The 19,108-nt window shown below is 72.2% G+C and carries 16 protein-coding genes; 5 read left to right on the top strand and 11 right to left on the bottom strand.

Annotated elements, in window-relative coordinates:
• Nucleotides 1-20: 20 nt before the first annotated feature.
• The 7 genes from ACFYYN_RS02415 to dacB all read right to left on the bottom strand — a co-directional run bounded on the left by ACFYYN_RS02415 (nucleotide 21) and on the right by dacB (nucleotide 9,441).
• Complete coding sequence (locus tag ACFYYN_RS02415) at nucleotides 21-1,778, bottom strand: phosphatidylglycerol lysyltransferase domain-containing protein (RefSeq protein ID WP_500544386.1); 1,758 nt, start codon at nucleotides 1,776-1,778, stop codon at nucleotides 21-23.
• 187 nt (nucleotides 1,779-1,965) lie between these two features.
• A complete protein-coding gene (gene folE, locus ACFYYN_RS02410; protein WP_500322721.1) occupies nucleotides 1,966-2,574 on the bottom strand; it encodes a GTP cyclohydrolase I FolE in 609 nt (202 codons plus the stop codon).
• 134 nt (nucleotides 2,575-2,708) lie between these two features.
• Entirely contained in the window at nucleotides 2,709-4,763 is a 2,055-nt protein-coding gene (gene ftsH / locus ACFYYN_RS02405; RefSeq protein ID WP_500322720.1) for an ATP-dependent zinc metalloprotease FtsH, read from the bottom strand.
• A gap of 192 nt (nucleotides 4,764-4,955) precedes the next feature.
• Nucleotides 4,956-5,495, bottom strand: a complete 540-nt coding sequence (hpt, locus tag ACFYYN_RS02400) for a phosphoribosyltransferase (protein WP_499516875.1) — start codon at nucleotides 5,493-5,495, stop codon at nucleotides 4,956-4,958.
• Between the two features lie 36 nt (nucleotides 5,496-5,531).
• Nucleotides 5,532-6,518 carry a tRNA lysidine(34) synthetase TilS gene (gene tilS / locus ACFYYN_RS02395; protein WP_499512522.1) on the bottom strand — a complete coding sequence of 329 codons (987 nt, stop codon included), beginning with the start codon at nucleotides 6,516-6,518 and terminating at the stop codon, nucleotides 5,532-5,534.
• A gap of 178 nt (nucleotides 6,519-6,696) precedes the next feature.
• Nucleotides 6,697-7,875 carry a zinc-dependent metalloprotease gene (locus ACFYYN_RS02390; RefSeq protein WP_499512523.1) on the bottom strand — a complete coding sequence of 393 codons (1,179 nt, stop codon included), beginning with the start codon at nucleotides 7,873-7,875 and terminating at the stop codon, nucleotides 6,697-6,699.
• A gap of 159 nt (nucleotides 7,876-8,034) precedes the next feature.
• Entirely contained in the window at nucleotides 8,035-9,441 is a 1,407-nt protein-coding gene (dacB, locus tag ACFYYN_RS02385) for a D-alanyl-D-alanine carboxypeptidase/D-alanyl-D-alanine endopeptidase (protein WP_500544385.1), read from the bottom strand.
• Nucleotides 9,442-9,583: 142 nt separating this feature from the next.
• On the opposite strand from dacB, the gene ACFYYN_RS02380 reads away from it, so the two are divergent.
• A complete protein-coding gene (locus ACFYYN_RS02380; protein ID WP_431948302.1) occupies nucleotides 9,584-10,078 on the top strand; it encodes an inorganic diphosphatase in 495 nt (164 codons plus the stop codon).
• A 76-nt stretch (nucleotides 10,079-10,154) separates the two neighbouring features.
• Here ACFYYN_RS02380 and ACFYYN_RS02375 read toward each other — a convergent pair whose 3' ends face one another.
• The 3 genes from ACFYYN_RS02375 to ACFYYN_RS02365 all read right to left on the bottom strand — a co-directional run bounded on the left by ACFYYN_RS02375 (nucleotide 10,155) and on the right by ACFYYN_RS02365 (nucleotide 14,186).
• The gene (locus ACFYYN_RS02375; protein WP_500544384.1) at nucleotides 10,155-11,561 is read right to left on the bottom strand and encodes a wax ester/triacylglycerol synthase family O-acyltransferase; all 1,407 of its coding nucleotides are present in this window, start codon (nucleotides 11,559-11,561) and stop codon (nucleotides 10,155-10,157) included.
• A 163-nt stretch (nucleotides 11,562-11,724) separates the two neighbouring features.
• Nucleotides 11,725-13,338 carry a threonine/serine exporter family protein gene (locus tag ACFYYN_RS02370; protein ID WP_500544383.1) on the bottom strand — a complete coding sequence of 538 codons (1,614 nt, stop codon included), beginning with the start codon at nucleotides 13,336-13,338 and terminating at the stop codon, nucleotides 11,725-11,727.
• 113 nt (nucleotides 13,339-13,451) lie between these two features.
• The gene (locus tag ACFYYN_RS02365; protein WP_500322713.1) at nucleotides 13,452-14,186 is read right to left on the bottom strand and encodes a DedA family protein; all 735 of its coding nucleotides are present in this window, start codon (nucleotides 14,184-14,186) and stop codon (nucleotides 13,452-13,454) included.
• A gap of 139 nt (nucleotides 14,187-14,325) precedes the next feature.
• On the opposite strand from ACFYYN_RS02365, the gene ACFYYN_RS02360 reads away from it, so the two are divergent.
• Together ACFYYN_RS02360 and ACFYYN_RS02355 are read left to right on the top strand one after the other, a co-directional pair.
• The gene (locus tag ACFYYN_RS02360; protein WP_500322712.1) at nucleotides 14,326-15,675 is read left to right on the top strand and encodes an ABC transporter ATP-binding protein; all 1,350 of its coding nucleotides are present in this window, start codon (nucleotides 14,326-14,328) and stop codon (nucleotides 15,673-15,675) included.
• A gap of 38 nt (nucleotides 15,676-15,713) precedes the next feature.
• On the top strand, nucleotides 15,714-16,085 hold the full coding sequence (locus ACFYYN_RS02355) for a YbjQ family protein (RefSeq protein WP_500544382.1): 372 nt from the start codon (nucleotides 15,714-15,716) through the stop codon (nucleotides 16,083-16,085).
• On the opposite strand, the gene ACFYYN_RS02350 is transcribed toward ACFYYN_RS02355, so the two are convergent.
• Complete coding sequence (locus ACFYYN_RS02350) at nucleotides 16,066-16,839, bottom strand: MerR family transcriptional regulator (protein WP_500544381.1); 774 nt, start codon at nucleotides 16,837-16,839, stop codon at nucleotides 16,066-16,068. The genes ACFYYN_RS02355 and ACFYYN_RS02350 overlap by 20 nt on opposite strands.
• A 54-nt stretch (nucleotides 16,840-16,893) precedes the next feature.
• On the opposite strand from ACFYYN_RS02350, the gene leuE reads away from it, so the two are divergent.
• Nucleotides 16,894-17,553: a leucine efflux protein LeuE gene (gene leuE / locus ACFYYN_RS02345; protein ID WP_500544380.1), complete on the top strand. Its 660-nt coding sequence runs from the start codon at nucleotides 16,894-16,896 to the stop codon at nucleotides 17,551-17,553.
• A 75-nt stretch (nucleotides 17,554-17,628) separates the two neighbouring features.
• Entirely contained in the window at nucleotides 17,629-19,080 is a 1,452-nt protein-coding gene (gad, locus tag ACFYYN_RS02340; protein ID WP_500544379.1) for a glutamate decarboxylase, read from the top strand.
• Nucleotides 19,081-19,108: the final 28 nt, after the last annotated feature.

Raw genomic sequence — 19,108 nt, 5'->3', positions numbered from 1 at the left:
GTCAGCCTAGAGCGGGCGGCTCACCGCAGGCGCCGGGAGGCCCACGCGGGGAGCGCCAGGGTGACGAATCCCTCGGCGCGCATGGCGGCCAGGCCGATCCGGGGCAGATCCCCGGTGGCCCGGAAGACCAGGAAGCGCGGCAGCCACTCCGGCTGGAACTTGGCGTTGAACCGGTACAGCGACTCGATCTGGAACCACCGGGACAGGAAGACCAGCAGGCCCCGCCAGGTCCGCAGCACCGGCCCCGCGCCGAGCCGCTCCCCGCGGGCCAGCGCCGACCGGAACATCGCGAAGTTCAGCGAGACCCGCCGCACGCCCAGCCGCGGCGCCTCGCCCAGCGCGGCCACGATCAGCAGTTCGTTCAGCCCCGGGTCGGCGGACCGGTCGCGCCGCATCAGGTCCAGCGACATGCCGTCCTCGCCCCAGGGCACGAAGTGGAGCACCGCCCTCACCACGTCCTGCGCGTCGTGCGCCGTCACCACCACGCACTCCTCGTCCGCCGGGTCGCCGAAGCGGCCCAGCGCCATGGAGAAGCCCCGCTCGGTGTCCGTGCCGCGCCAGGCGTCCGCGGCGCGGCGGACCCCGTCGCGTTCCTCCTCGCCCAGTTCCGCCACGCGCCGGACCCGGCACACGTACCCCGCGCGCTCGGTGCGCTTGACCATCTGCCGCACGTTGCGCATCGCCCGCCCCGACAGGGAGAAGCAGGAGGTCTCCACCACCGCCTCGTCGCCCAGCTCCAGGGCGTCCAGACCGGTCTCCCGGGTCCACACCTCCCCGCCGGTCTCGCTGCAGCCCATGACCGCGGGGATCCAGGCGTGCGCCCGGGCCTCGGCCATGAACCGCTGTATCGCCCCCGGCCAGGCCTCCACGTCACCGATCGGGTCGCCGCTGGCGAGCATCACCCCCGACACCACGCGGTAGCAGACCGCGGCCTTGCCGCTCGGCGAGAAGACCACGCTCTTGTCCCTGCGCAGCGCGAAGTGCCCCAGGGAGTCACGGGCCCCGTGCCGTCGCAGCAGCGCCCGCAGCCGCTCCTCGTCCCCGGCCGTCAGCTCGGCGACCGGGTGGGCCGGGCGCAGCGCCAGGTACGCGGTGGTGGCGGCGATCAGGAACCCCAGCCCGCCCAGCGAGTACGCGACGACGTCGGAGGCCTGGCCGGTGGCGTAGGAGACCGGCCCGTCGAAGCCGAAGAGCCCGCAGACCACCTCGGCCAGCCGGTCCGTCCAGGACGGGTCGCCCATCTCCGCCGCCGGGTGGGCGGAGACGATGACCAGTCCCACCACCAGGCTGAGCGTGCTCAGCCCCGCGAAGGCCGCGACCGCCTTCAGCCGGGTACGGGGGTCACCGAGCGCCGAGAACTCCGCCCGGTACCCGATCAGCAGGGTCAGCAGCACCGCCGACAGCAGGGCCCCGCCCAGCGAGTGCCGGTGCAGCACCTGCGCCACCGCGCCCGCCGGCAGCAGCAGCACGGCCGCCCGCCAGGCGCGCTTCTTCCCCCGCTTGAGGGCGTGCGCCAGCATCAGCATCAGGATGCCGGTGACCACCCCCGCCGCCGCGGCCACCGAGGTGACCGTGCCCGGGAAGACCCCGGCGAGCACGTGCATCCGGCTGTGCCGGAACCCGGGGAAGACCGCCGCCGCGAGGTCCAGCAGCCCCACCAGCGCGCACGCCCTCCCCACCACGCGGGGCGCCGCCGACCCCGGCATCAGCCGTGGGAGCCGTCGCACCCTGTCCCGGGGAACCCGGACAGCGGGATCTTCCTCTGCCACGACAGACATCAGCCACCACGCCCCGGCGGTGCGGTTCACCACCGCACGCCCCGCTCTCGTCGGAGATTTGCGCCCTGTAGGACGTGAACTCCGGCGGGCGGGTTCCGTCGCCGGGCGGGAAGCGCGGAACGGGAACGGGGAACGGGGGACGGGGGACGCCGACCGGGCCGCGGGCCGGGGCCCGCGGCGCCTCAGGTCACTGGGCCATGATCAGGCTCATCGCCTCCGCGCGGGTCGCGGGGTCGCGCAACTGCCCCCGCACCGCCGAGGTGATGGTCTTCGCGCCGGGCTTGCGGACCCCGCGCATCGTCATGCACATGTGCTCGCACTCGATGACCACGATCACACCGCGCGGTTCGAGTATCCGCATGAGCGAGTCCGCGATCTGCGTGGTGAGCCGCTCCTGCACCTGCGGGCGGCGGGCGAAGACGTCGACCAGGCGGGCCAGCTTCGACAGACCGGTGATCTTGCCGTCCACGGAGGGGATGTAGCCGACGTGGGCGACGCCCACGAACGGAACCAGGTGGTGCTCGCAGCTCGACAGCACCTCGATGTCCTTCACCAGGACCATCTCGTCGTGCCCGAGGTCGAAGGTGGTCGTCAGGACGTCCTCCGGCTCCTGGTAGAGCCCGGCGAAGATCTCCCGGTACGCCCGCGCGACCCGGCCGGGGGTCTCCCGCAGCCCCTCGCGGTCGGGGTCCTCCCCGACGGCGATCAGCAGCTCACGGACGGCGTTCTCGGCACGCTTCTCGTCGAACTCGCCGATGGGGCGCAGATCGCCCTCCAGGGTCACCGGGTCGGTCATGTGTGCCTCGTTCCTCAGACGTACCGAAATGCATGCACCGCGGGAGCCGCGGAAACGCCGCGCCCCCCAGGATAGGAAACCTGGGGGGCGCGGCACGCATTCCGATGTCCGTGACCAAGGCCACGTCGCGGACGTCAGGACTCCGGGTTGGGCTCCTCCGGAAGCTCCACCGTCTCGGCGGACTTGCTCAGGGAGGACGCCGTGGTGCTGCCGTTGGCCGTCGGCTGGGTGCCGTTGGTCAGGGCGAGCTCCTTGGGCGAGAGCACCGGCGGGCGGGTCGACGGCGTACGCCGCGAGGAACCCGTCCAGGCCGGACGCGCCGGACGCTTGACGATCGACTTGAAGATCTCGGCGATCTCCTCCTTGTTCAGCGTCTCCTTCTCCAGGAGGGCCAGAACGAGGTTGTCGAGGACGTCGCGGTTCTCGACCAGGATCTCCCACGCCTCGTTGTGCGCGGTCTCGATGAGCTTCTTGACCTCTTCGTCGACCAGCCCGGCGACCTCTTCCGAGTAGTCGCGCTGGTGGGACATCTCACGGCCGAGGAAGGGCTCCCCGTCGCTCGACCCGAACTTGATCGCGCCCAGCCGCTCGGTCATGCCGTACTGGGTGACCATCGCGCGGGCCGTGGTGGTGGCCTTCTCGATGTCGTCCGCGGCACCCGTGGTGGGGTCGTGGAAGACGAGCTCCTCCGCCGCGCGGCCGCCCATGGTCATGGCGAGCCGGTCGAGCATCTCGTTGCGGGTGGTGGAGTACTTGTCCTCGTCGGGCAGGACCATCGTGTAGCCGAGAGCACGGCCGCGGGACAAGATCGTGATCTTGTGGACCGGGTCGCTGTTCGGAGAAGCCGCCGCGACCAGGGCGTGACCGCCCTCGTGGTACGCGGTGATCTTCTTCTCCTTCTCGGACATGATCCGGGTGCGCTTCTGCGGGCCGGCCACGACACGGTCGATGGCCTCGTCCAGCATCGCGTTGTCGACCAGCTTCTTGTCGCTGCGCGCGGTGAGCAGCGCCGCCTCGTTGAGCACGTTCGCGAGGTCCGCGCCGGTGAAGCCGGGGGTCCGGCGGGCGACGGCCTTGAGGTCGACGTCCGGGGCGACCGGCTTGCCCTTCTGGTGGACCCGGAGGATCTCCAGGCGGCCCTGCAGGTCGGGGCGGTCGACGGCGATCTGCCGGTCGAAACGGCCCGGGCGCAGCAGCGCCGGGTCCAGAATGTCCGGGCGGTTGGTGGCGGCGATCAGGATGACGCCGCCCTTGACGTCGAAGCCGTCCATCTCGACCAGCAGCTGGTTCAGCGTCTGCTCGCGCTCGTCGTGACCGCCGCCGAGGCCCGCACCACGGTGCCGGCCGACGGCGTCGATCTCGTCGACGAAGACGATGGCCGGGGCGTTCGCCTTGGCCTGCTCGAACAGGTCGCGGACACGCGAGGCGCCGACACCCACGAACATCTCGACGAAGTCGGAACCGGAGATCGAGTAGAACGGGACCCCCGCCTCACCGGCGACGGCGCGCGCGAGCAGGGTCTTGCCGGTTCCGGGCGGGCCGTAGAGCAGCACACCCTTGGGGATCTTGGCGCCCACGGCCTGGAACTTCGCCGGCTCCTGCAGGAACTCCTTGATCTCCTGGAGTTCCTCGACGGCCTCGTCCGAGCCCGCCACGTCGGCGAAGGTGGTCTTCGGGGTGTCCTTGGTGATCAGCTTGGCCTTGGACTTCCCGAAGTTCATGACCCGGGAGCCGCCGCCCTGCATCTGGTTCATCAGGAACAGGAAGACCACGACGATGAGGACGAAGGGCAGCAACGACAGCAGGATGCCGACGAAGGCGTTCTGCTTCGAGGGCGCGACGGTGTAGCCGTCGGGCAGCGTGCTCTTGTCGCCGTCGTCGACCTTCGCCTGCAGGATCTTGGCCACGTCGACGCCCTGGTCGCCGATGTAGCTCGCCTTGATCTTGGAGCCCAGGTCCTTGTCGCCTACCTTGGCGCCGTCCTTGAGCTCGACCTTGATCGTGTTCTCGTCGCCGGTGGTCAGCTCGGCGGACTTGGCCTGGTTGCTGTTGATCGCCTCAATGGCCTGGCCGGTGTCCACCGTCTTGTAGCCACCGGAAGAACCGACGACCTGCATCAATACGACCACGGCGAGGACAGCCAGCACGATCCACATGACTGGCCCACGGAAATAGCGCTTCACGTCCATCCATGCGGGGCGAAATCGCCCCGTCCCTCCTGCCACAGTGAGGCACCGCGGCCTGGGGGCCGCCGGTGCATCCGGTGTATGAACCGACCTTCGGACGGTACCCCAGCATTGTCACCCGAAGTCGCCGGAGACCATAAACAAACAGCGTTACCACCCTCCAACGCGGAGGAGGGCGTCGGGGTTCCCGGAGCCTCAGCCGCCGTACACGTGCGGCGCAAGGGTGCCGATGAACGGCAGGTTCCGGTACTTCTCCGCGAAGTCCAGGCCGTATCCGACCACGAACTCGTTGGGGATGTCGAAGCCGACGTACTTCACATCGATCTCGACCTTGGCGGCGTCCGGCTTGCGCAGCAGCGTGCAGACCTCCAGCGAGGCCGGACGGCGCGAGCCGAGGTTGCTGATCAGCCAGGACAGGGTCAGTCCGGAGTCGATGATGTCCTCGACGATCAGGACGTCCCGGCCGGCGATGTCGGTGTCCAGGTCCTTGAGGATCCGCACGACACCCGAGGACTTGGTCCCGGCGCCGTACGAGGACACCGCCATCCAGTCCATGGTGACCTGGGAGGACAGGGATCGCGCGAGGTCCGCCATCACCATGACGGCGCCCTTGAGGACGCCGACGATCAGGAGGTCCTTGCCCTCGTAGTCCTTGTCGATCTGCGCAGCCAGCTCCGCCAGCTTGGCGTCGATCTCTTGCTTGGAGATGAGCACCTTCTCGAGGTCGGTGCCCATGTCGTTCTCGTTCACCCGCACAACTTCCGGCTCGGTCTACAGGGCCTGGAAGAACAGTCTGCCATTCCGCCGGCCGACGACGACGCCGCCCGGGAGGTTGAGCGGCTTCTGACCGCGCCACGCGGTGAGCAGGCGGTCGGTCTCCTCGACGTGCCGGGCGAAGAGCGAACCGGCGGGGGAGCCCGCCGCGACAGCCGCACGGCGCAGCACCCGGCGGCGCACGGCGGCGGGGAGGGTCAGCAGCCGGGCGACGTCCAGCCCGCCGTCGGCGTCGACGGCGGTCCGCTCGGCCTGGGCCGCCCACTGGTCGAGGGCGTCGGCGTCGTCCCGGGAGAGCTGGGCGGTGCGGGCCAGCGCCTCCACGACGCCCTTGCCCAGGGACTTCTCCAGCACCGGCAGCGCCTCGTGGCGGACCCGGGAGCGGGTGTAGGCGGGGTCCTGGTTGTGCGGGTCCTCCCACACGTCGATGCCCTGCGCAAGGCAGGCCTTGCGGACCGTGTCACGGTCCAGCAGCAGGAAGGGACGGCGGTAACGGCCGTTGACGGCGGGCATGCCGGACAGCGACCGGATGCCGGAGCCGCGGGCCAGCCCCAGCAGCACCGTTTCGGCCTGGTCGTCCCGGGTGTGCCCGAGCAGCACGGCGGCGGCGCCGGCGCGTTCCGCCGCGGCGTCGAGGGCCGCGTACCGGGCGTCGCGGGCGGCGGCCTCAGGGCCGCCCTGGCGGCCCACGGTGACCGCGACGGCGTCCACCGGGTCGAGTCCGAGACCGCGCAGCCGGTCGGCCACGTCGACGGCGCGGGCCGCAGAGCCGTCCTGCAGACCGTGGTCGACGGTGACGCCGCCGGCCCGGATGCCGAGCTTGGGCGCTTCGAAGGCGAGGGCGGTGGCGAGGGCCATCGAATCGGCTCCGCCGCTGCAGGCGGCCAGCACGAGCGGGCTGCCGCCGGGGTGATCGGTCAGGACGTCCTGGAGTACGCGGCGGACCGCCAGGCGTATCGCCGCGACCGCGGGGTGGGGACCCATGTCCGGTTTCCCTCCTGGAGAGGCTGGGGGAGGCGTCGGGAACGGTGAAGATGACGCAGGGTAGCTAGATGGTGACAGACAGCGGGCGATACTCGAGCATCGCACGCTTACCCTGCGCCCACGGTCCCTCGGACGGGTGAACCGGGAGGCCCCGGGGCCTGTTGTGCCCCGGGTCGACTCAGGTTTCGCTCCGCCCGTGCACCCGTGCCACCCAGTCCGCGGGTTTGGCGATCTCCTGCTTGGTGGGCAGGGTGTTGGGCGAGGTCCAGATCCGGTTGAAGCCGTCCATCCCGGCCCCGTCCACCACGGCCCGCACGAAACGCTCGCCGTCACGGTACTGGCGCAGCTTGGCGTCCAGCCCCAGCAGCTTGCGCAGCGCCATGTCCATCCGCCCGGCACCGCTCTGCCGACGGCGCTGGAACTTCTCCCGGATCTCCGCCACGGACGGCACGACGTCCGGGCCCACCCCGTCCATCACGTAGTCGGCGTGCCCCTCCAGCAGCGACATGACCGCGGTCAGCCGCCCCAGGATCTCCCGCTGGTTCGGGGTCTGCACCAGGTCGATCAGGCTGCGGCCCTCGTCGCCGTCCGCGTCGACCGACGCCTCCTCCGCGTCGGGCCGGTTGCCGGAGGAGAAGGCCTGGAACGCCTCCCGGAGCCGCTCGATCAGCGTCGACGGGTCGATCTCGGTCTCGCCGAGGAAGGCCTGGATCTCCTGCTCGATGTGGTCCCGCAGCCAGGGCACGGCCGTGAACTGGGTGCGGTGGGTCTCCTCGTGCAGGCACACCCACAGCCGGAAGTCGTGCGGGTCCACGTCGAGTTCGCGCTCCACGTGGACGATGTTGGGGGCCACCAGCAGGAGCCGCCCGGTGCGCGGCTCGCCCGGACCGGGCGCGGCGGGGCCAGCCGGCATGTCGCGGGTCGCGGGGGCGAAGGTCTCGTACTGGCCCAGCACGCGGGAGGCCAGGAAGCTCAGCAGCATCCCGACCTCGACGCCGGTCACCTTCCCGCCGACGGTGCCCAGCACGGCGCCGCCGGGGCCTCCCGGCTTGCGCGCCTGCATCTTGTCCAGCAGCGGCTTGAGCACTTCGCGGAAGCCGGCGACGTTGGCCCTGATCCACCCCGGGCGGTCCACGATCAGCACCGGGGTCCCGGTGTCGGCCGGGTCCTCCTGATCGCCGAACATCCTGGTGAAGGCCCGGACGTGCGCCTCCGACTCCTTTGCGTGCCGCCGCAGTTCCGCCACGACCGCGCGCGCCTCGTCCCGGCTCACGTCCGGTCCGGGCCGCACGAAGCGGGTCGCGGTCGCGACCGCGAGGTTCCAGTCGACCATCTCCGCACCACCGATGCTCGTCATCCCTTCACGGTACGTGCTTGTCCCCCTCCCCGGGAGCGTTCCTCGCGGGGGCGCGGGCGGCGAACGGGGTTGCGGGTCGGCCGCTCGCCGGAGGCATGGGCTCCCCCCAGCTACCGCTGGGGGGAGCCCATGCCTTGCGGAACGACGTCCCACAACCCCCTACGTGCGGCAGCCGCAGGTGGCGAGGCCGGCGGCGAGGCGGTCGAGGGCGGACTGCGCGGCCGTGGGGTTGGTCGTGCCGTTGGTCAGGAAGGCGAACGTGAGCAGGCGGCCGTCCGCGTCGACCACCGTCCCGGCGAGCGCGTTGACCCCGGTGAGCGTGCCCGTCTTCGCGCGGACGAGCCCCGCGCCCCCGCCCGCGGAGGTGAAGCGTTCCCGCAGGGACCCGGTGAAGCCCGCCACGGGCAGCCCGGTGAGGACGGGGCGGAGCTCCGGGTGGTCGGAGTCGGCCGCCAGCGCCAGCATCCGCGCCAGCTGCTCCGCCGTGAGGTGGCCGGCGCGGTTGAGCCCGCTGCCGTCCACGAAGCGGGCCCCCTCCAGCGGGAGCCCGAGTTCGCGGAGTGCGGAGCCGATGGCCTTGGCGCCGCCGGAGAAGGACCCCGGGCGGTCCGCGGCGAGGGCGGTGTGCCGGGCGAGGGCCTCGGCGATGTCGTTGTCGCTGTTGGTGAGCATGCGCTCGACCAGGTCGGCCAGGGGTGCGGACCGCGCCTCCGCCAGCCGGTCGGCCGCGTGCGTGCGCGTGGGCGCCTTGCCGGCCTTCACCGCGCCGTCGATCTCGACGCCGCGCTTGCGCAGCAGGTCCGCGAAGGCCGCCGCCGCGTCCGCCGCCGGGTCCCACCCGCGGGCGGCGGGGCCCTTGAAGCTCTTGCCGTCGGTGCGGCCCTCGTCGGCCATCAGGGCGGTGACGGGCGCGATGTTGTCGTTGTGCCCGATGGGGTGGACAGCGGGGCCGGTGAAGAGCGAGGTGTCGTACGTGAGCTTCACCGAGCGGACGCCCTTGGCGCGCAGCGCGCGGGCGGTGTCGGAGGCCAGGGTGCCCAGGGAGGCCGCCGTCCATCCGCCGCCGGGCTTCGCGCGGGCGGTCAGGGTGGGGTCGCCGCCGCCGACCAGGACGACGCGGTCCTTGCCCGCGGCGACCACGGAGGTGGTGAGCCGGTGGTCGGCCCCGAGCAGCGACAGGGCCGCGACGGCCGTGGCGACCTTCGTGGTGGAGGCGGGGACGGCGGCCGTGGCGGCGCCCTGCCCCCACACGGTCCGGCCCGACACGGCGTCGACGACGGCGCCCGTCGTCAGCGCGCCGAGCGCGGGGTCGTGCAGCAACGGGCCGAGCCGGCCCGCCAGTCCGGCCTTGGTCGGCAGCGGCGCGCCCTGCGGCCCGGACACGGCGGTGAGCACCTCGGGGGCGGGCGGCACCGGGGCGACCGCCCCCTTGTGGCCGCCCCCGCCGCCCTTCTTGTGGGGACGCGCCTGCTTCCCCTGACCGTCCCGGGAGGCGGCGATCGCCCGTTCGGCCGTACGCTGGCCTGACTCCCACGGTCCTGCTACGGCCACAGCCGTCAGCGCCACGGCAAGTCCTGCGGCAGCCGAACCTGCCACCACCTGCCAGTTCTTCGAGACGGGCACCCCGGACCAGCCCCTTTCGCGACCACACACAAGCGTGGGAGACACTTAATCACCAGAAGTATGTGCTGATCATGGAGGACAGGCTGTGCTCGAGTTCGACGTAACGATCGAGATCCCGAAGGGTTCCCGCAACAAGTACGAGGTGGACCACGAGACCGGTCGTATCCGCCTGGACCGGCACCTGTTCACCTCGACGGTCTACCCGGCCGACTACGGCTTCGTGGAGAACACCCTCGGCGAGGACGGCGACCCGCTGGACGCCCTGGTCCTGCTCGACGAGCCGACCTTCCCCGGTGTCCTCGTGCGCTGCCGCGCGATCGGCATGTTCCGCATGACGGACGAGGCCGGCGGCGACGACAAGCTCCTGTGCGTGCCCGCCGCGGACCCGCGGGTCGAGCACCTGCGTGACATTCACCACGTCTCCGAGTTCGACCGCCTGGAGATCCAGCACTTCTTCGAGGTCTACAAGGACCTGGAGCCCGGCAAGTCCGTCGAGGGCGCCAACTGGGTGGGCCGCGCCGAGGCCGAGGCCGAGATCGAGGCGTCCTACAAGCGCCTGAAGGAGCACGGCGGTCACTGACCCCGTACGCTCCCGCGGCCACGAGGGCGGCGCGCTCCCTGCCGGGGCGCGCCGCCCTCACGCGTGTCCGGGGGCGTCACCCGCAGGCGTCGAGAAGCTCGGCCAGCGCGCCGTGCAGGGCCCCGGCGAGCGTCTCGGCGTCCGGCAGGGACTCCGCGTCCGCGAGCAGCCCGATGTGGACCCGGCGGCGGTACGTGGAGACGGCGACCGCCAGCGACTGCCCGCGGGCGAGCGGGGCGATCGGGTAGAGCTCCGTCATGCGGCAGCCGTCCAGGGTGAGCGGCACGTCGAGCATCGGCACGTTGGTGACCAGCACGTCGAACAGCAGTCGTGCGGAGGCGGCGAGCAGCGGCGCGGCGAAGCGGTGCGCGAGCGGCGGCACGCTGTCGGCCAGCAGCGCGACGGCACCGGGCCCCGAGTCGGGTCCGGCGTCCTTGTTGCGGTCCATGCCCGCGCGGACGTCGCGCAGCCGGGCGAGCGGGTCGGGCTCACCGACCGGCAGCCGCAGCAGGTAGCCGGAGATGCGGTTGCCCCGGCCGCCGCGCACGCCTCTGCGGCGGCGCCGCGCCACCGGGATCAGGGCGCGCGGGCCCGGACCCGCCGGGTCGTCGCCGCGGGCCTGCATCCAGCGCCGCAGCGCGCCGGCGACGACGGCCATGACGACGTCGTTGACGGTCCCGCCGCTGGTCTTGCGGATCCGGTGCAGGTCGTCGACGTCGAGGGAGGCGGTGGCGAAGCGGCGCTCCGCGCCGCCGGGCGTCCAGGCCGCGCCCAGCGCGGCGGGCCCGCCGGGGTCGAGGGAGGCGCGCAGCACGGCCGAGCCGATGCCCAGGGCGCGCCCGGCCTCGCGCACCCGGTCCGGCAGGGATGCGACGACCTGCCGCGGATCGGGCAGCGGCAGCGCGGGCAGGTGGATGCCGGGCCCCCGTACCTGGGCCGGTACGGCCGCCTCGGCGCCGGGGCGCGGAGCCGGCGCCACCGGCGCCGGACCCGCCGGGGCGGGGGCGGCCGCCGTGGTCCGGGCCCCCTGGTCGAGCAGGGCGGCGCCGAACTCCACGGCGCGCAGGCCGTCGGCGAGGGCGTGGTGCAGCTTGACCAGGACGTAGAAGGGCACGTCGGGCGCGCCCTCGATGACGTAGACCTCCCACGGCGGCCGGTCGCGGTCCATGGGCCGGGACATCAGTTCGGCGACGGCGGCCCGGGCGTCGGCCCGGCGGACGGCGTGGACGTGGTGCCGGGCGTCGAAGTGCTCGTCGGCCGCCCAGGCGGCGCCGCCGACGCCGTACCAGACGTCCCTCACGCGCTGCCGCATCCGCGGTACGGCCTCGGCCCGGACGGTGAGCAGCGCGGCGAGTCCGTCGGCGTCGACCGGGTGCTCCGGGTCGCGGTCGAAGACGGCCACGGCGCCCAGGTGCATGGGGTGACCCGGCGAGTCCAGGTTCCAGAAGGCGAGGTCCAGCGGGCTCAGGTGCTCGTCTGCCAAGGCTCCATGCCTCCGAAAGGTCGGGTTTTGCCCCGGAACGGACTCCAGTTGGTGAAGTGAAACCCCTAAAACCGATTACAGTCAACTACGACCACGATACGGACAGTTAACATCAGGTTGCCCGTACGATCGCCGGGCGGCGAGGCGGCGGGGCCCGGAAGGCTCAGAAACCGCGGGTCCGCTTGGCCGCCGCGCGGCGTCGTGCCTGGTCAGCGCCGCCGGGCAGCTTGATGAACAGCCGCGCGATCTCTCCTCCCAGGTTCACCCCGATGGCCACGGCGAGCGCCAGCGCCGCCGCCTTCGTCAGCGAGGCGAATCCCTGGTCCAGGTGACCGCGGGTCAGCCCGAGGAGCCCGAAGTACGTCGCGGAACCCGGCAGCAGCGGGCCGATGGCCGCCGTGACGTACGGCAGCGCGGAGGCGTACCGGTAGCGGGAGAGCACCTGGCCGAAGAGACCCACCAGGCCGGCGGCGACGGCGGTGGCCGCGACCGGCGACATGCCGATGCCGATCTTCTCCTGGTGCAGCGCCGCGTAGACCGTCCAGGCGACACCGCCGTTGAGCGCGGCGACCACCAGCACGCCGCGCTCGCACTGCAGCAGCACGGCGAAGGCCAGGCTCAGCACCATCGCGGCGACCAGTTGCACCGGCGGGTTCTCGTAGGCCCGGAAGACCTGGTCCGGGTCGAGTCCGGCACCCAGGCTGACCCCGGCGTAGAGGATCAGCGTCACGCCGACGACGATGCCGGTGAAGAGGTACATCACCTCCAGCAGGCGCGCGGAGGCGGTGATGTAGAAGCCGGTCAGGCCGTCCTGGACGGCGGCGACCAGGGCCCTTCCCGGGATCAGCGCGAAGAGCCCACCGGTGATGACCGCCGAGGCCTGCAGGGTGCTCGTACCGGGCAGGTGCTGGCCGAACCGGGCGACCAGCACCCCCATCACGGCGGCGGGCATCGCCGCGGCGACGAACTGGTAGAACTCCGGCAGCCCGCGGCCCGCGCACAGCCAGGCCAGCCGGTCGCCCAGCATCGCGCCGAGCGCGGCGATCGCGAACACCGCCGGACCACCGCCGCCGACCAGCATGCTCGCCGCGCCGGCGAGGAGCCCGGCCGCCCCGGTCAGCAGCCAGCCCGGGTACGGGTGCCGGTTGCGGCGGATCTCGGCGAGCCGCCGGTAGGCGTCCTCCAGGCTGAGGTCGGCCGCGGTGACGTCGTTGATCAGCCGGAAGACGGCCGCGAGACGGGTGTAGTCGGTGGCCCGGCGGCGCACCGTGCGGTTGGCGGTGACCGGCGCGTCCACGAGCGAGGGCTGGTACGAGATGCCCAGCAGGGTGAACGTCACGGTCGGCTCGACCCGTCCGAGCCCGTAGGCGTGGGCGACGCCGAGCATCGCGGCCTCGACGTCCTCCGCGCCCTCGCCGCCGGCGAGCAGCAGCTCACCGATGCGCAGCGTGAGGTCGAGCACGCGCGGGACCGGTGGGCCGCCCTCCGCCTCCGGTCGCCGGGCGGGCTGCTCGGGAGCGGGGCGCTCGCCGACGGGCATGCGCAGCATCGTGCGCATCCGGTCGGGCCAGGGGGTCTCCTTGGAGAGGCTGACGACCGGGATGCCCTCGGGGGGCGTGAAGGCCGGGTGGGACAGCTGCGATGAGGTCCGCGTCCCGGGGCGGGCGAAGGCGGAACCCTGCGGTTCGGGCCTGGGCAGTTCCACGCCCAGCGGCGGGGTGAACTCCGAGCCGCCGACCGGCTGCTCGGGCTCGTCGGGCTCCTTGGGGTGCGCCACGGGATCCTCCTTTCGACGCGTGATCACTGGACGGTGCCGGGGTGCGCCAGAGGGGAGGGTGCGGTCACCCTCCCCTCTGGCACAGCGGGACGACTGCCCACTCCCTCCGTCCGCTAACGACGGTTCGCGCGGTGCCGCCCGCCGGAGCCCCGCTGGAGCGGGGGCTGGCCGGCCTCGTCCTCGTCCGCGTACTCGGGTGCGCCGGGCAGCGGCCCGGGGCCGGCCTTGCGGGAGGCCGCGCGGGCGCGCAGGAACTCGATCGCGATCGGGACGACCGAGAGCAGCACGATGCCGACCAGGATCAGCTCGATGTGCTCGTGGACGAACGCGATCTGGCCCAGCCAGTAGCCGAGCAGGGTCACGCCGGCGCCCCACAGCAGGCCGCCGACGATGTTGTACGTCACGAAGACGCGGTAGTTCATGCGGCTGACGCCGGCGATGATCGGGGTGAAGGTGCGCACGATCGGCACGAAGCGGGCGAGCACGATCGACTTGGCGCCGTGCCGTTCGAAGAACTCGTGGGCCTTCTCGACGTTCTCCTGCTTGAAGAGCCTGGAGTCAGGGCGCCGGAAGAGCGAGGGCCCGACCTTGCGGCCGAAGAGGTAGCCCACCTGGTCGCCGGCGACCGCGGCGAGCACGACCAGCACGCAGACCAGCCAGATCGGGTAGTCGAGCTTGCCGCCCGCGACCAGCAGGCCGCCGGTGAAGAGCAGGGAGTCACCTGGCAGGAAGAAGCCGATGAGCAGACCCGACTCGGCGAAGACGATCGCCAGCAGGCCGATCAGGCCCGCTGACGAGATGAGGTAATCGGGGTCGAGCCATTGCGGGCCCAGGGCGAGAGTCGTCACGCGCCAAAAGTATCAACGTGGTCGCGACCGAACCGTTCCCAGCCCGCGAACGCTCGGCTACGGTCCTCCCAAGCGTTTTACCGTGCAACACCGCAAGTCGCCCGTCACTCCTGAATCATCATGATCCGGCGGAACCCACATGACTCGCGCCATCTCCCTGCACGACGTCTCGAAGACCTACGGCCGCGGCGTGCGCGCCGTGGACCGCTTCTCCCTGGACATCGCCCCCGGCGAGTTCCTGGTGCTGCTCGGCCCCTCGGGCTGCGGCAAGTCCACGGTGCTGCGCATGATCGCCGGCCTGGAGGACATCACCTCCGGCGAGCTGCTGCTGGACGGCGAGTACGCCAACGACCTGGCACCGGGCGACCGGAGGATGGCCATGGTCTTCCAGAACTTCGCCCTCTACCCGAGCATGACCAGCCGGGAGAACATCGGCTTCCCGCTGCGCTTCGAGATGCCCGGGCAGGACACCGGGCCCCGGGTCGCGGAGACCGCGCGGACCCTGGGCATCGAGGACATCCTCGACCGCTACCCGGGCCAGCTGTCCGGCGGCGAGCGGCAGCGGGTCGCGATGGGCCGGGCCATCTCGCGGCGCCCGTCCGTCTTCCTGATGGACGAGCCGCTGTCCAACCTGGACGCCAAGCTCCGCTCGCACCTGCGCGCCGAGATCGCCCGGCTGACCCGCGGCATGGGCGTGACGACCGTGTACGTCACCCACGACCAGGCCGAGGCGATGTCCCTGGGCGACCGCGTGGCGATCATGCGCAACGGCGTGCTGCAGCAGGTGGGCACCCCGCGTGCGGCGTACCACCTGCCGCAGAACGTCTTCGTGGCCGCCTTCATCGGCACCCCGCGGATCAACCTCATGGAGGCGACCGTGGTGGCACCGCTGGACGGCGGGATGTGGATCGACCTCGGACGGCAGCGGCTCGTCCTCCCCCAGCCGCTGAGCCGGGACCACCAGATGCTCCGCATCCAGCAGGGCCGGCCGGTCATCGTCGGTCTGCGCTCGGAGGCCGTGCGCATCGACCGGCCGAGCAGCGCGCGGCCGGGCGAGGTGGTGCTGAGCGGTGTCGTGGAGCACGTGGAGTACCAGGGCCACGAATCGCTGGTGCACCTCGGCACCGGCGCCCGCGCGGCCGTCGTGCCCGAACTGGAGTCCGCCCGTCCGGGCACCGGGCGGCAGCGCTCCCGGGCGGCGTCCCGGCAGGGCGGCGCGGCAGGCCTGGGCCGGCTGGTGCAGAAGGCCGCCGCTCGGGTCTCCGGCCAGGGCCAGACGGCCGTACTGGACCCGCCGGGGCAGCGGCCGGAGACCGAGCGGCCCGCCGGCGGGGGCGGCGACCTGGTCGTGCGCACCGGGCCCGACCTGCGGCTCCGCGCCGGCCAGCACGTGCCGCTGCTGGTCGACCTCGCGCACCTGTACGTCTTCGACCACGCGGGCCACCGGATCTGCCCGGCCCCGGACCGGGCACCGCACCTGGAGTACTGAGACTGCGCGGGACGGCGCACAGGGGCGACGATGCCCGTATGGGTATCGACGAGTACGGCGGCGGACAGTCGCCCCGGTCCGCCGTCCTGGTGGTCACCACGAACGACGTGCCGGGCTACCGGGTGGAACGGGTGATCGGTGAGGTGTTCGGCCTCACCGTGCGCTCCCGCCACCTGGGCAGCCAGATCGGCGCGGGCCTGAAGTCCCTGATCGGCGGCGAGCTGAAGGGACTCACCAGGACCCTGGCCCAGACCCGCACCGAGGCGATGGAGCGGCTGGTGGAACAGGCGCAGTCGCGCGGCGCCAACGCGGTGCTGATGATGCGCTTCGACGTCAGCGAGGCCGCGGAGGCCGGCACCGAGGTGTGCGCCTATGGCACCGCGGCGGTGATCACGCCGCGGCACGCCTAGCGTTGGCCATGATCGCGTCGTGGACGTACTGCGCAGTGCCCGGCGCGATCGCCTCGTAGAAGGCGTTGAAGCGCGGGTCCACCAGGTACATCTCGGCGAGACCGGTGTGGATCTCGTACGTGCAGTCGTAGTAGTGGTCCACGATGAACTGCCGGTGCTCCTCGGCCAGGTCCATCGCCGCCTCGCCGTCCGCCGGGGCGCCGGACCCGCGCAGCGCGACCAGCCGGGCGCCCCAGTCCTCCTGTTCGGCCTTGATCCGCAGCCAGTCCTCCTTGGTGTAGGAGGCGGCGCGGCGCTGCGACTGCTCGTACGCCTCGGTGTCGCCCCAGCGCTCCCGGGTCTCCTCGGCGTGCCGGTCGGGGTCGTAGTCCCCGAAGACCTCGAACTTCTCCTCGGGCGTGAGGTTGATGCCCATCGTGCGTGCCTCCATGGCTCGTTGGACGGCGTCGGCCATCTCCGTCAGCTTCCCGATCCGCGCGGTCAGCAGCTCGTGCTGGCGCCGCAGGTGCTCCCGCGGGTCCGCGGCAGGGTCGTCGAGGAGGACCGCCACCTGGTCCAGGGGGAAGCCGAGCTCCCGGTAGAAGAGGATCTGCTGCAGCCGGTCGAGGTCGGCGTCGCTGTAGCGCCGGTGGCCCGCGTGGCTGCGGGCGCTGGGCGAGAGCAGTCCGATCTCGTCGTAGTGGTGCAGCGTGCGGACGGTCACGCCGGCGAAACCCGCCACCTGCCCGACCGGGTAGCCCGTGCTCGTGTTCATGACCACACCCTCCGGCCTCACGCCACGTGAGGTGCAAGTGCCATATTGGTGCGCATGCTGGGAATCACCGACCTGTCGACGTACGTGCTGGGCACCGTACTGATCGTGCTGCTGCCGGGGCCGAACTCGCTGTACACCCTGTCCGTCGCGGCGCGCCGCGGCGTCCGGACGGCGTACCGCGCGGCACTGGGCGTCTTCCTCGGCGACACCGTGCTGATGACCGCGTCGGCGGCGGGCGTGGCCGGGCTGCTCCAGGCCAACGCCGTGCTGTTCGGCATCGTGAAGTACGCGGGCGCCGGCTACCTGGCGTGGATCGCCGTCGGCATGGCGCGGGCCGCCTGGGGCATGTGGCGCTCCCGGGGCACCGAGCCGGTGGCTCCGGCCACCGCGGCCGAGGAGGTGGCGGAAGCCGAGCGGCCGTTCCGGCGGGCGCTGGTGATCAGCCTGCTCAACCCCAAGGCGATCCTGTTCTTCATCTCCTTCTTCGTGCAGTTCGTGGACCCCGGCTACGCCCACCCCGTGCTGTCCTTCCTCGCGCTGGGCGCCATCGCGCAGGTCTTCAGCTTCTGCTACCTGACGCTGCTGATCTTCGGCGGCACCTACCTGGCCGCCCAGTTCCGCCGTCGCAGGCGCCTGGCGGCGGGACTGACCTCGGGCGCCGCGGCGCTCTTCCTGGGCTTCGCGGCGAAGCTGTCGATGTCCTCGGCGGGCTGAGCGGCCCCCCGGCCGGGACCGGTCGCCGGTCGCCACCGACCTGCCGGTGACCGTTTTCACACGTATCGTGACGGTATGTCGCTGCACAGAGGTGCCGAGGGCCTGCCGAAGCTCGCCGTGAACCCCTTCTACGCCGGGGCCGACCCGGTCGCCGGGATGCGCTCGGCGCCACCGAAGCACCGGCTGCCGGACGGCCCGATGGTGCCGGCCACGGCGTACCAGCTCGTGCACGACGAGCTGATGCTCGACGGCAACGCCCGGCTCAACCTCGCCACCTTCGTCACGACGTGGATGGAGCCCGAGGCCGGGGTGCTGATGGGCGAGTGCCTCGACAAGAACATGATCGACAAGGACGAGTACCCACGCACCGCCGAACTGGAGCGGCGCTGCGTGTCGATGCTCGCCGACCTGTGGCACGCGCCCGATCCGGAGAGCGCCGTCGGCTGCTCCACCACCGGCTCCTCCGAGGCCTGCATGCTCGCCGGGATGGCCCTCAAGCGCCGCTGGATGAGGCGTACCGGCGACGGCGCCCGCGCGTCCCTCGCACGCCGCCTGACCAGGCGCGGCGGCGACCGCCACCCGGGCGCCGGCCGCCCGAACCTGGTCATGGGCGCCAACGTGCAGGTCTGCTGGGAGAAGTTCTGCAACTTCTGGGAGGTCGAGCCGCGCCTGATGCCGATGGAGGGCGACCGGCTGCACCTGGACGCGGACGCCGCCGTCGCGATGTGCGACGAGAACACCATCGGGGTGGTGGCCGTCCTCGGCTCGACCTTCGACGGCTCCTACGAGCCCGTGGCCGAGATCTGCGCCGCGCTCGACGCCTTCCAGGAGCGGACCGGGCTGGACGTCCCCGTCCACGTCGACGGCGCCTCCGGGGGCATGATCGCGCCCTTCCTCGACGAGGACCTTGTCTGGGACTTCCGGTTGCCCCGGGTGGCCTCGATCAACACCTCCGGCCACAAGTACGGGCTGGTCTACCCCGGCGTCGGCTGGGCCCTGTGGCGGGACACCGACGCCCTCCCCGAGGAACTGGTCTTCCGGGTCAACTACCTCGGCGGCGACATGCCGACCTTCGCCCTGAACTTCTCCCGGCCGGGCGCGCAGGTGGTCGCCCAGTACTACACCTTCCTGCGCCTGGGCCGGGACGGCTTCCGCACCGTCCAGCAGACCGCCCGCGACGTGGCCGTCTACCTCGCCTCGCGGATCGAGGAGTGCGGGGACTTCCGGCTGATCACCCGAGGCGACCAGTTGCCGGTCTTCGCCTTCACCACCGCCGACCACGTCACCGCCTACGACGTCTTCGACGTCTCCCGGCGGATGCGCGAGCGCGGCTGGCTGGTGCCCGCCTACACCTATCCGGCCGACCGCGAGGACCTGGCGGTGCTGCGCATCGTGGTCCGCAACGGCTTCTCCGAGGACCTCGCCGACCTCTTCCTCGCCGACCTCAAGCGCTACCTCCCCCAACTGCGCGAACAGGAGCGCCCGCTCCACCCGCCCGGCGAGGCACCCACCGCCTTCCACCACTGAGCGCCGCGTGGCGGGGCACACGCTCCCC

This window comes from Streptomyces sp. NPDC001902 (genome assembly GCF_042891295.1).
Taxonomy (GTDB): Bacteria; Actinomycetota; Actinomycetes; order Streptomycetales; family Streptomycetaceae; genus Actinacidiphila.
Note: the sequence above shows the minus strand (reverse complement) of the source record. Positions and strands in the feature narration are given on the sequence as shown.

What these genes read in the sequence shown, in the direction of transcription:
- leuE (WP_500544380.1), top strand. Translation starts at nt 16,894, where the DNA reads ATGCTGGGAATCACCGACCTGTCGACGTACGTGCTGGGCACCGTACTG.
- gad (WP_500544379.1), top strand. Translation starts at nt 17,629, where the DNA reads ATGTCGCTGCACAGAGGTGCCGAGGGCCTGCCGAAGCTCGCCGTGAAC.
- ACFYYN_RS02390 (WP_499512523.1), bottom strand. Translation starts at nt 7,875, where the DNA reads ATGACGAGCATCGGTGGTGCGGAGATGGTCGACTGGAACCTCGCGGTC.
- folE (WP_500322721.1), bottom strand. Translation starts at nt 2,574, where the DNA reads ATGACCGACCCGGTGACCCTGGAGGGCGATCTGCGCCCCATCGGCGAG.
- hpt (WP_499516875.1), bottom strand. Translation starts at nt 5,495, where the DNA reads ATGGGCACCGACCTCGAGAAGGTGCTCATCTCCAAGCAAGAGATCGAC.
- ACFYYN_RS02355 (WP_500544382.1), top strand. Translation starts at nt 15,714, where the DNA reads ATGGGTATCGACGAGTACGGCGGCGGACAGTCGCCCCGGTCCGCCGTC.
- ACFYYN_RS02415 (WP_500544386.1), bottom strand. Translation starts at nt 1,778, where the DNA reads ATGTCTGTCGTGGCAGAGGAAGATCCCGCTGTCCGGGTTCCCCGGGAC.
- ACFYYN_RS02350 (WP_500544381.1), bottom strand. Translation starts at nt 16,839, where the DNA reads ATGAACACGAGCACGGGCTACCCGGTCGGGCAGGTGGCGGGTTTCGCC.
- ftsH (WP_500322720.1), bottom strand. Translation starts at nt 4,763, where the DNA reads ATGGACGTGAAGCGCTATTTCCGTGGGCCAGTCATGTGGATCGTGCTG.
- tilS (WP_499512522.1), bottom strand. Translation starts at nt 6,518, where the DNA reads ATGGGTCCCCACCCCGCGGTCGCGGCGATACGCCTGGCGGTCCGCCGC.
- ACFYYN_RS02360 (WP_500322712.1), top strand. Translation starts at nt 14,326, where the DNA reads ATGACTCGCGCCATCTCCCTGCACGACGTCTCGAAGACCTACGGCCGC.